A 10,487-nucleotide genomic window follows, 5' to 3' on the forward strand; every position below is an offset into this window, starting at 1 on the left:
CGCTCAGGCGCTGAGCGCGGCCGGACGCGCAGACGCCGCCTGCGCGCCGACCCGGACGCGGTTGCGGCCCGCGCGCTTGGCCTCGTAGAGGGCGGCGTCCGCCTGGGCGAAGAGGTGCTCGATCACGGCCTCGGACGAGGGAGCGGCATGGGCGACGCCGACGCTGATCGTCGCGACGCCGCCGACCTCGGGCGCGTGCGGGATCTGCAAGCCGACCACCGCGCGGCGGATCCGCTCCGCGCAGGCCCGTGCCTCGGCCTCGCCCGTGCAGGGCAGGATCACCGCGAACTCCTCGCCTCCGATCCGGCAGGCGATCGCGTCGCGGGGATCGAGGAGATCGCGCAGGCAGGCGGCGACGGCCTGGAGCACGCCGTCGCCGACATGATGGCCGAAATGGTCGTTGAACCGCTTGAAGTGGTCGGTATCGAGCAGCAGCAGGGAGAGCGAGGCTCCTGTGCGGACCGCGCGTCTCCACTCGGCGGCGAAGACCTCGTCGTAGCGGCGCCTGTTCGGCAGTCCGGTCAGGCTGTCCGTGCGCGCCAGCGCCGCGAGCTCGGCGTTGGCGGTGCGGGACGAGGCTTCGGCGGCGGCGCGACGGACGATCTCGCGGTGCAACAGCCATGTCAGGCTGAGCGTCATCAGGATCAGGCCCGCCATGAGCGTGCCGATCATGACCGCCTTGGGCCGCCAGACGGCGGTGATGCTGTCGACGCCGACCGCCACGTCGACGATCAGCGGAAAGCCGTCGATATGCGCGAAGGCGTAGAGGCGCTCGACACCGTCGATGGCGGAGTTCGACACGAACAGGCCGCGCCGCTCCGTCTGGAAGCGGCGATAGGGCTCGCCGGCGGCGATGCTCCGGCCGATATTCTCCGGCTTGTAGGGGGAGCGGGCCAGCAGCGTCCCGTCCGCGAGGAACAGGTTGAGCGCGCTGCCCGAGGCGATGGTGAGCCGGGCGAACAGGGTCTGGAGATAATCGAGCCGGATCGCGCCGCTGACGATGCCGGTGAAGGCGCCGCCGGGGCTGACGATGCGCCGGCTCATGGGCACCACCTGCCGCCCGCTGACGCGCGAGGTCCTCGGGACCCCCATGACCAGCCCGAGATCCGGGTTCGCCTTGTGGCCGAGAAACTCCGGCAGATCGGCGAGGGAGACGGTCGAGGGCGTGCCGGCGATAGAGGAGAGCTCGACCCGGCCCTCCGCGTCGACGATCAGGATGGTGCCGAGCCCGGCGGCCGTGCTCGACCTGTCGAAGAGCGCGAGGCGGCGGATCGGCGGAGGCAGATCGCCGAAGATCGGCGTCCTGGCCTCCTCCGCCACGGCACGCAGCGAGAGGTCGTACATCTCGACGTTGCGCGCCACCGCCTGCTCGATGACGCCGAGCATGTTGGTGGCGCCGAGCTCCGCCTGCCGCCACGCCGCGTCGCGCAGGGCGAGGATGAGGTAGACGCCGAGCAGGCAGAGGCCGAGCGTCACGAACAGCCCGATGCACGCGATCAGGCGGGAGGCCCGGTCGTGCAGGTGCGTCGCGACGGCGTCCTTCCAGGCTGAGAGCATGAACCCTGTGTCCGGCCACCTCGTGCCGCGCAGCTTAAGGTCGCATAGGTGAGCGCCCCGCTACCGGACATGGTTAAGATCGGATGACGCCCGCGCTGTCCGGCGCGGGGGACCCCTCAGAGGCCGAAGAGCTTCTCGAGGAAGTTCTTGTCCTCGGCCGCCGGCTGCCGCGGCCGCTGCGACGGGGCCTGGGCCTGGCGCGGCGCCGGCTGCGGATCGCCGAGCAGCGCCCCGAGGAGGCCGCCGGGCGTCTGGCCGCTCGACACGGAGGCGGTGGTCTCCGGCGGCTTGCGCCAGCGGTTGAGGCCGGGCAGCGGCACGGGCGTCTGACCTTTCAGCGCCACGCCCATGTAGTTTCTCCAGATCTCGACGGGCAGATTGCCGCCCGACGCCTTCTTCGTCGGCTCGCCGTCGTCGTTGCCGAGCCAGATTCCGGTGACGAGGCTGCCCGAGTAGCCGATGAACCAGGCGTCGCGGAAATCCTGGCTGGTGCCGGTCTTGCCCGCGAGGTCCCAGCCGGGGATGTCGCCCTTCTTGGCCGTGCCGATCACGAAGGTCTCGTGCATCATGGCGTTCATCATGCCGACCGCGTTCGGGTCGATCACGCGGCCGAGGCTGCTGTCGGCGCGCTTGTAGAGGAGCTTGCCGTCCGGGCCCTTCACCGAGGCGATGACGTAGGGGATCACCCCGGTGCCGCCGTTGGCGAAGGCCCCATAGGCGCCGACCATCTCCAGCGGCGTCACCTCCGAGGTGCCGAGCGCGATGGAGCCGTTCGCCTGGAGGGCGGAGGAGATGCCGAGGCGCTGGGCCGTCTGCACCACGGCTTTCGGCCCGACCTCCTGGCCGAGGCGCACCGCCACCGTGTTCAGCGACAGCGCGAGCGCGGTGCGCAGCGTGACCGCGCCCTCGTATTGGTGGGAATAGTTCTCGGGCTGCCAGTTGCCGAGCTTGATCGGCGCGTCCTCGCGCACGGTGTCGGGCGTCGCGCCGCGCTCGACGGCGGCGAGATAGACGAAGGGCTTGAAGGACGAGCCCGGCTGGCGCTTGGCGGTCGTCGCCCGGTTGAACTGGCTCTGCGCGTAGTCGCGGCCGCCGATCAGGGCCCGGATGGCGCCGTCCGGCCGCATCGAGACCAGCGCGCCCTGCCCGACATTGTACTTGCCGCCCTTGGCGTTGAGCTCGTCGACGAGCGCCTTCTCGGCGGCGGCCTGGAGCGCGGGATCGACCGTGGTCTGCACGGCGATGTCGCTCTCGAACTTGCCGACGAAATCGTCGAGCACGTCCATGACGAGATCGGCCACGTAGTTGGCCGAGCCGCCGCCGCGCGTGCTCGCCGTCCGGGCCGGCTGGGCCAGGGCGACCTTCACGTCCTGGGGCTTGGCGAAGCCGAGCTCCTGCATCGCCGCGAGCACCTGCGCCGCGCGCGCCTGCGCCGCCGGCAGGTTGCGGTTCGGCGCGAGCCGCGAGGGCGCCTGCACGAGACCGCCGAGCATGGCGGCCTCCGCCAGCGAGACGTTCTTTGCCGGCTTTCCGAAATAGCGCTGCGCCGCCGCCTCGACGCCGTAAGCGCCCGCGCCGAAATAGACCCGGTTGAGGTAGAGTTCGAGGATCTCGTCCTTCGAATAGGTGTGCTCCAGCCAGAGCGCCAGGATCGCTTCCTGGATTTTTCGCGAAGCCGACCTTTCCGGAGTCAGAAAAAGATTCTTGGCGAGCTGCTGCGTCAGGGTCGAGCCGCCCTGCGAGACGCCGCGCCGGGTGATGTTCTGCGCCACCGCGCGGGCGATGCCCACCGGATCGACGCCCCAGTGGCTGTAGAAGCGCCGGTCCTCGATGGCGACGAAGGCGCGCGGCAGATAGGGCGGCAATTCCTTGATGCCGACCACCCGGCCGCCGGTCTCGCCGCGATTGGCGAGCAGCGAGCCGTCGCTCGCCAGGATCGCGATGTTCGGCGGCCGCTTCGGGACGGCGAGCTGGTCGATCGGCGGCAGTTGCGAGGCGTGATAGGCGATCAGGCCGGCGACCCCGATCAGCACCCACAGGCCGAGCACGACGCCCCCGTAGACGAGGCGGCCGAGGAACGAGCGCCGACGCCGCCCTCCCCCCGAGGAACCGCGTCCGCCGCCGCCGCGGGAACGCTGGGCACCGGTTCCGTTCGCACGCTTCGGCACGTCGCTTCTCGTCTGCGGGCTTTTCTGGCCGCCGCCTCCGGCGCGGTCGGCGCGCGACAGCCGCAGGTCGAGATCGCCGCGCGCGCCCGCACGGCCTTCCGGCACGTCGAAGTTCGGCTCGTCCCGTCCGGCGCGTGCTCTGCCCATCTGACCTGTCTTGAACCGCGTCCCAGCCGGCCGGGCATCGTCGTCGCCACGGCCGCAGACCGGTTTCGCACGGTAAATGCGGCTCCTTTAGGATCGCTTAACCAGCGCCCCCCCCCCCGGCTTCAGGGGCGTCGGCGGCCCTCCTTGCGGGCCCGCGTCATTCGGGTGGCGGCGTGGAAATCGTCGGGCTTGGTGCGCACCCAGGCGACGAATCGCGCGATCTCCGAATCGGCGCGCAGGGCCTCCACGTCCGACAGGCGCCGGGCGATCTCGGCCTCGCTGTAGCGGGCATGGATGGCGGAATGGCAGATCTGGTGCAGCCGCACCGTGCCGCCATGGCTGCCGCCCTTCAGTTTGGGCGTGAGGTGATGGAGGCTGGAACGGGAACTTAGCGGAATCGGCCTCTCGCAGAGCGGGCAGACCACGAGCGCGGCATCCGATGCGCCGCCCCCGCCCTCGTCCTCCGCGCTCCAGCGCCGCGCGCGCCGTCCCATGCCTCTCCCTCGTTCAGGCTGCCGCCCGGCATTGACAAGATTGGTATACCTCGACAGATTCGAACCGTTCCGAGGGGGGCCCCGAGACCGGGGGCTGAGATAGGGCGCGCCGCCCCGACCCTTGAACCTGATCCGGCTCATACCGGCGGAGGGACGGGAACCTGCGGCAACGCCTCCATAAGGCATCCGCGCCCATTCCGCCCTGCGACGAGATCCGGGTTGCTCCAACGCCAGGAGAGATCCCGATGAACGCACCCGTCCTGCCCAAAGACCTTCCGAAAGGAAGCCCCGAAACCGTGACCACCGGCCCCGTGACCGGCTCGCGCAAGGTCTACGCCACGGTCGCCGGCCGCGAGGACGTGCGCGTCCCCTACCGCGAGATCCTGCTGACCGACCCGAAGGAGCCGCCGGTCCGCGTCTACGACCCCTCCGGCCCCTATACCGAGACGGATGCCCGGATCGACCTCAACACCGGCCTGCCCGGCGTGCGCGAGCCCTGGATCGCCAAGCGCGGCTACGCGGCCATCCAGCCCCGCGCGGTGAAGCCCGAGGACAACGGGTTCGCGGCGGCCGACAAGCTCGTCGCCCCCTGCCCCGCCGAGCGCATCATCCGCAAGGCCGCCCCCGGCCAGATGGTGACGCAGTACGAGTTCGCCCGCGCCGGCATCGTCACCGAGGAGATGATCTACGTCGCCCACCGCGAGAATCTCTGCCGCGAGGCGATGCTGGAGCAGGCCGAGGCCAAGCTCGCCGACGGCGACAGCTTCGGAGCCTCGGTGCCGGCCTTCGTCACCCCCGAATTCGTGCGCGACGAGATCGCGCGCGGCCGGGCCATCATCCCGGCCAACATCAACCACACCGAAGTCGAGCCGATGGCCATCGGCCGCAACTTCCTGGTGAAGATCAACGCCAATATCGGCAACTCGGCGGTCACATCGTCGGCTGCGGATGAAGTGGAAAAACTGGTCTGGTCGATCCGCTGGGGCGCCGACACGGTCATGGACCTGTCGACGGGCCGCAACATCCACAACATCCGCTCCTGGATCGTGCGCAACTCCCCCGTCCCGATCGGCACCGTGCCGATCTACCAGGCGCTGGAGAAGGTCGGCGGCGATCCGCTCAAGCTCGACTGGGAGGTCTTCAAGGACACGCTCATCGAGCAGGCCGAGCAGGGCATCGACTACTTCACCATCCACGCGGGCGTGCGCCTCGCCTATGTCCCGCTGACCGCGCGGCGCGTTACCGGTATCGTCTCGCGCGGCGGCTCGATCATGGCGCGCTGGTGCCTCGCCGGGCACCGCGAATCGTTCCTCTACGAGCGGTTCGACGAGATCTGCGACATCATGCGGGCCTACGACGTGTCGTTCTCGCTGGGCGACGGCCTGCGTCCGGGCTCCATCGCGGACGCCAACGACGCCGCCCAGTTCGGCGAGCTCGAGACGCTGGGCGAGCTCACCAAGGTCGCCTGGGACAAGGGCTGCCAAGTGATGATCGAGGGCCCCGGCCACGTGCCGATGCACAAGATCAAGGTCAACATGGAGAAGCAGCTCCGCGAATGCGGCGAGGCGCCCTTCTATACCCTCGGCCCGCTGACCACCGACATCGCGCCGGGCTACGACCACATCACCTCCGGCATCGGCGCGGCGATGATCGGCTGGTTCGGCACGGCGATGCTCTGCTACGTCACGCCGAAGGAGCATCTAGGCCTGCCGAACCGCGACGACGTGAAGACCGGCGTCATCACCTACAAGATCGCCGCCCACGCCGCCGACCTCGCCAAGGGCCACCCGGCCGCGCAGCTACGCGACGACGCCCTCTCTCGTGCCCGCTTCGACTTCCGCTGGGAGGATCAGTTCAACCTGTCGCTCGATCCCGACACGGCGCGCAGCTACCACGACGAGACCCTGCCCAAGGACGCCCACAAGGTCGCGCATTTCTGCTCGATGTGCGGGCCGAAGTTCTGCTCGATGAAGATCACGCAGGACCTGCGCGCCGAGGTGCTGGCGATGGAGGAGGCCGGCGAGGTCATCCACACCGCCCCCGTCATGTCGAGCGCCGAGCGCGAGGCCGGGATGAAGGCGAAGTCGGAGGAGTTCCTGGCGGAGGGCGGCAAGCTCTACGTCGACGCCGCCGAGTAGACTGGATTTCGACGCCGATCGCGAAGGCCCGCCGCGGGATACCCCTGCGGCGGGCCTTTTCTATTCCAGGGCGGCAAGTTCTATTTCAGGGCGGCAAGCGGGTTGCAGCGCCCATCGAAGCCCTTCGCCTTCGGGGCGGTGATATCGAGCCGCGAGTTCGGCTCGGCGGCGTAGCCCCGGCTCAGGGCCGCGAGGATCAGGTCCGCCACCGCCCCGAGATCGGGCGGCGTGCCGAGCTCGACCTCCCGCTCGAAGTTCTTGGCCTCGTCGAAGTTCCTGGCCACGTCCTTGCGCACGAATCCCAGCGCCTTGAGCGCGGCGATCGACTCCTCGGATTGGCGCAGGCGCAGGCCATCCTCGGGCCGGAATCGGTAGGCCCCGGACGACGCCTCGCACAGCATCCGCGTATCCGACGGCAGGAAGATGCACTGGACGTAGCTCTGCGGGCGGCCATGCAGCTCCACGGCGATGAAGCGATCGTACGAGGTGTCGCGCGGCCCGGCCTCGTGGATCCGGGTGAGCCGCGAGAGGATCTCGCAGCGGTGGCGCGCGAGCGGCTCGCCCGCGATCGCGGACTCGGCCATCGCGCCGAGCGCGAGGACGGCGAGCGCCGCCGCCCGGAGGGAAAGAGTCATGTCAGTGGCATTCCGTCGTCGGGGCGATCCGGCCGCTGGGTGCCCTCCCCCCGAGCAGGAAGACGAGATTCGATCGTGGCGCAACGCCGCGTGGAATGTTTGGAATTTTGCGTTTCCGGCAACGCTTCGTTCACGTTCTCCGGGACGTTGCGCGCGCCGTTAAGGTCTCGCTAACGCGGTACCCGTTGAATGCTGGCATGTGTCTCATCCGCGAGGAGTTTAGCGATGAGCGAGATTGCTCCCATCCGGCCGGTGGAGCGGGCAGCCGCGCCCGTGACGGTCGATACCACCCCGAGCCCGCCCGCTCGCCCGGCGGCGCGCGAGGCGCAAGGCCCCGAGCAGAAGCTCGATCCGGCCGTCACCCTCGACATCAGCGCCGACGCCAAGCCCGAGCGCGCGGCGCGGGCCGAGACCGATTACAAGACGCAGTTCGTGCGCGACCCGGAGGCCAAGACCCTCGTCTACCAGGTCGTCGATCCGGCGAGCGGTGACGTAGTGGTGCAGCTGCCCTCCGTCACGGTCCTGAAGAATCGCGCCTACGCGGAGGCGAATGCCGCCCGCGCCGCCCCCGTCGCCCCGGTGATCCAGACGCCGGTCGACCGGATCGCCTGAGCCAGGCGCCCCCGAGGCGCCTCCGCAACGACCGTGACCCGGACCCGATGAGGCCGCGCCGCCGGCTGTCCCCTTTCGAGCGGGACGGCCGAACCGGACGCGGCCGCATGGTGCTGGCCGGCATGTGGAAAAGGATCGCAGATCGCCGACGCAGGCAGCGAGGAATCGCCATGCATGTCGATGTGCCCAGCCCGAAGGCCGCCGCTCGCCCGGCATTCCACAGTGTTTCCGAGCGATATGCAGATCCTCGAACGCGCCGCCCCGCAGCGCGATCCGGACCGGCGCGGAAAAGACCCTCAGGCGGCGCGGGCGCTGAGGCCGGCGGCGAGGTTCTGGTTGATGGAGATGAGCGCACCGAGCTTGTCGGCGCTCGGCTCGACCATGGTGTCCACCATGCGGCGGAAGACGAAGATCGACAGGTCGGCGACGCCGCGCTTGATCTCGGCCGGGAGCGGGCTGTCGGGCTCGGCGGCGGCGCCGGCGATGATCGTCCAGACCTTCTGGTTGAATCCCAGCGCCCGGTTGAGGCCGTCGGCCTGATTCGCCCAGTCGTCCTTGATCGCCTGGAGCTGCTGGGCCGCCTTGATGAGCACCGCCGACTCGGCCTCACGCGGGGAGAGCGCGCTGTGGGCCGCGCGGGCGTAGGCGTTGGCGGCACTTCTCATGGCACGGGCACTCCCTCTCCCGCCGGCAGCTCGCGGGGCGTGCGGGAGATGTCGCATGCAGGTCTTTAAGACATGGTGATCGAGAACCGCCGCATTGACGCCTGTTTGCGCAGCGAGCACAGCCCCCGAGCGGCGGGCTGCGGACTGTCCCCGGGAATCCGCGAGGATGATGAACTTTCTACTAGGGCTTGTGGCCGGGGCGCTGATCGCGGCGATCGCGACCATCGCCGCCGCGCGCGATCCGGGGGTTCAGACCGCCCTCGGCCTGAGGCCGGCGGCGCCCCTTCCGATGACGGCGCCGGCGCCGACGCGGCCGGAGAAGCCCTGCGTGGCGGCGACACCCGTGCCGCCCGGTGTCGGCTCCCCCGACATGCTGCTGTCGCGGCGGCGCTTCTGGTCGGTCGCGCCGTAGAAACTGGCGTCAGACGCTGCTGAGCAGGACCAGCACCATCGTCGCGGCGACGGTGGTGCTGAGGAACCCGCAGAGCGCCGCGGCGAAGGACGGGCCGGTGGCGGGCAGGAGATCGGCGGCGGTCTTGGCGTGGCTGGTCATCGCGGTAAACCTTGGCTTGCGCGGTTCGGCTCACCGCCGCGCTCGAAGAGGTGATGCCCTGCCTTTTGCCGGGCGAATGTGTGCGGGCGCACCCGCTCAGTCGCAACGATTCACTTTCTTCGCGATGCGGAGATTGCGCAGCTCGCTGCGCAGATCGATGGCGACGACGCCCGCTCCACAGTCGTCGAAGGCATCGCGGGCCTCGTGGTAGCGGTCGCCGACCTCGTCCAAGGTGTCGCAGACCCGGTCGTGATCGCCGATGCGGGCTTCCTGGCGCGCCTGGAAGCGCAGGGCGCCGGCCTCGTCGACCTTGCGTTGCGCGTCGAGGCAGCCCGGCAGGGCCAGCGCGGGCGACAGGCCGGCCAGGAGGACGGCGGCGGAAAGGGCGGAGATCGTTCGGATGCGCATGGGACACCGTGCGGAGACGCGGACGGGTGCGGGCGGAAGAGCCGGCTTCGAGTGTCGATCGGTCCGAGAACGGCGTCGCTAGGCCGTTGGTTCCGCCGCCGGTTGCGCCGCACGCGCGCCGCCGCGCCGCGAGACCAGGATCGTCTCGAGCCGCACGGGAACGAAGCCCTGCGCGTCGACGCCGACGTCGTACTGGCGCGGGATCGGCCTCAACTGGCCGTGAGAATGCCCGTGCAGGTTGAGGGCGCCCCGGCCCATGCCGTTCCAGGTGCGGAAGGCGTAGTGGCAGAGCACCAGGGGGCGCTCGTCCACGGTCGTCTCGACGTAGTGCGCGACGGAGGCCCAGCCGGGGGCGGCAAGCGTCGCCGGCCCGTCGTTGTTGCCGACGATCAGGCGCTTGGTGCCGTGGAGCAGGGACAGGATCTCGGCAAGCCGCGCCGCGTCCGGGCCGAGAGCGAAATCGCCGAGATGCCAGACCTCGTCCTCGGGGCCGACCGCCGCGTTCCAGTTGGCGATGAGCGCGGCATCGTGAGCCGGCAGGTCGGGAAACGGACGCCGGTCGATGCGCAGGATGCGCGGATCGCCGAAATGCGTATCGCTCGTGAAGAAGACCGCCATCGCCCTCGCCCGGATGCAAGCGCGCAGCCATAGGCCGCCCCGCCCTTTCGCGCATCCGCAGTCGCTGCCGACACGCCGTCCGGGCCGGGCCGGCGACTCGCGTCACAGCGGCCGCCCGCCGCCGAGGGGCAACCGGGATTGCCTATTTATCCCGATCAGAAATTCCAATTCTGGAATTCAATATTGCCTACACATCATAAAATTTCGGCAAAACAGGCAATTATCTTATTAAGATGTTGCAAGTTTGCACCAATTTCCATCGGAAAATAAGAGTTCCATTGTTATCGTTTGACGGAATGCCCCCGAATGACGGCGTTAGACGTGCCGGCCTCGCGCGTCATCGCGAAAGCTGCCGCCATAAAAATAGGGTCATTCGTCATTCGAGGTTGATGGCGGAGAAGCGGGCTTGATGCCCGCTTCGTCGTCTGGGGTTGATGTCGCCCACCATGCCCCGCGAGCGAAGGCGTAGTGAAGGGCGCGACGATACCGATC

At 69.5% G+C, this 10,487-nt stretch carries 11 protein-coding genes and 1 riboswitch; of the genes, 3 read left to right on the top strand and 8 right to left on the bottom strand.

Annotated features, from left to right (window positions below; genetic code table 11):
- Positions 1-3: 3 nt before the first annotated feature.
- The 3 genes from ACP56T_RS02470 to ACP56T_RS02480 form a co-directional block, all read right to left on the bottom strand.
- A complete protein-coding gene (locus ACP56T_RS02470) occupies positions 4-1,557 on the bottom strand; it encodes a GGDEF domain-containing protein (protein WP_430910510.1) in 1,554 nt (517 codons plus the stop codon).
- 116 nt (positions 1,558-1,673) lie between these two features.
- Positions 1,674-3,872 carry a transglycosylase domain-containing protein gene (locus ACP56T_RS02475; RefSeq protein ID WP_430910511.1) on the bottom strand — a complete coding sequence of 733 codons (2,199 nt, stop codon included), beginning with the start codon at positions 3,870-3,872 and terminating at the stop codon, positions 1,674-1,676.
- A gap of 122 nt (positions 3,873-3,994) precedes the next feature.
- Entirely contained in the window at positions 3,995-4,366 is a 372-nt protein-coding gene (locus tag ACP56T_RS02480) for an HNH endonuclease family protein (RefSeq protein WP_430910512.1), read from the bottom strand.
- Positions 4,367-4,428: 62 nt separating this feature from the next.
- Positions 4,429-4,537: riboswitch (TPP riboswitch) on the top strand.
- 74 nt (positions 4,538-4,611) lie between these two features.
- Here ACP56T_RS02480 and thiC point away from each other — a divergent pair.
- Positions 4,612-6,504, top strand: a complete 1,893-nt coding sequence (gene thiC, locus ACP56T_RS02485) for a phosphomethylpyrimidine synthase ThiC (protein ID WP_430910513.1) — start codon at positions 4,612-4,614, stop codon at positions 6,502-6,504.
- Positions 6,505-6,584: 80 nt separating this feature from the next.
- Here thiC and ACP56T_RS02490 read toward each other — a convergent pair whose 3' ends face one another.
- Positions 6,585-7,139 carry a hypothetical protein gene (locus tag ACP56T_RS02490; RefSeq protein WP_430910514.1) on the bottom strand — a complete coding sequence of 185 codons (555 nt, stop codon included), beginning with the start codon at positions 7,137-7,139 and terminating at the stop codon, positions 6,585-6,587.
- A 225-nt stretch (positions 7,140-7,364) separates the two neighbouring features.
- On the opposite strand from ACP56T_RS02490, the gene ACP56T_RS02495 reads away from it, so the two are divergent.
- Positions 7,365-7,751 (top strand): hypothetical protein, encoded by a 387-nt coding sequence (locus tag ACP56T_RS02495; protein WP_430910515.1) that lies wholly within the window; start codon positions 7,365-7,367, stop codon positions 7,749-7,751.
- Positions 7,752-8,047: 296 nt separating this feature from the next.
- On the opposite strand, the gene flaF is transcribed toward ACP56T_RS02495, so the two are convergent.
- Entirely contained in the window at positions 8,048-8,416 is a 369-nt protein-coding gene (gene flaF / locus ACP56T_RS02500; RefSeq protein WP_430910516.1) for a flagellar biosynthesis regulator FlaF, read from the bottom strand.
- Positions 8,417-8,585: 169 nt separating this feature from the next.
- Here flaF and ACP56T_RS02505 point away from each other — a divergent pair, with 169 nt between their 5' ends.
- On the top strand, positions 8,586-8,828 hold the full coding sequence (locus tag ACP56T_RS02505) for a hypothetical protein (protein ID WP_430910517.1): 243 nt from the start codon (positions 8,586-8,588) through the stop codon (positions 8,826-8,828).
- Positions 8,829-8,837: 9 nt separating this feature from the next.
- On the opposite strand, the gene ACP56T_RS02510 is transcribed toward ACP56T_RS02505, so the two are convergent.
- From ACP56T_RS02510 to ACP56T_RS02520, 3 genes are all read right to left on the bottom strand, one after another.
- Positions 8,838-8,969, bottom strand: coding sequence for a hypothetical protein (locus ACP56T_RS02510; RefSeq protein ID WP_430910518.1), 132 nt, complete (start codon positions 8,967-8,969; stop codon positions 8,838-8,840).
- A gap of 96 nt (positions 8,970-9,065) precedes the next feature.
- Complete coding sequence (locus tag ACP56T_RS02515; RefSeq protein WP_430910519.1) at positions 9,066-9,377, bottom strand: hypothetical protein; 312 nt, start codon at positions 9,375-9,377, stop codon at positions 9,066-9,068.
- 78 nt (positions 9,378-9,455) lie between these two features.
- Positions 9,456-9,995: a metallophosphoesterase gene (locus ACP56T_RS02520; RefSeq protein WP_430910520.1), complete on the bottom strand. Its 540-nt coding sequence runs from the start codon at positions 9,993-9,995 to the stop codon at positions 9,456-9,458.
- Between the last annotated feature and the right edge of the window lie 492 nt (positions 9,996-10,487).

The sequence above is a fragment of the Methylobacterium endophyticum genome (assembly GCF_050591105.1).
In the GTDB taxonomy this organism is placed as follows: Bacteria; Pseudomonadota; Alphaproteobacteria; order Rhizobiales; family Beijerinckiaceae; genus Methylobacterium.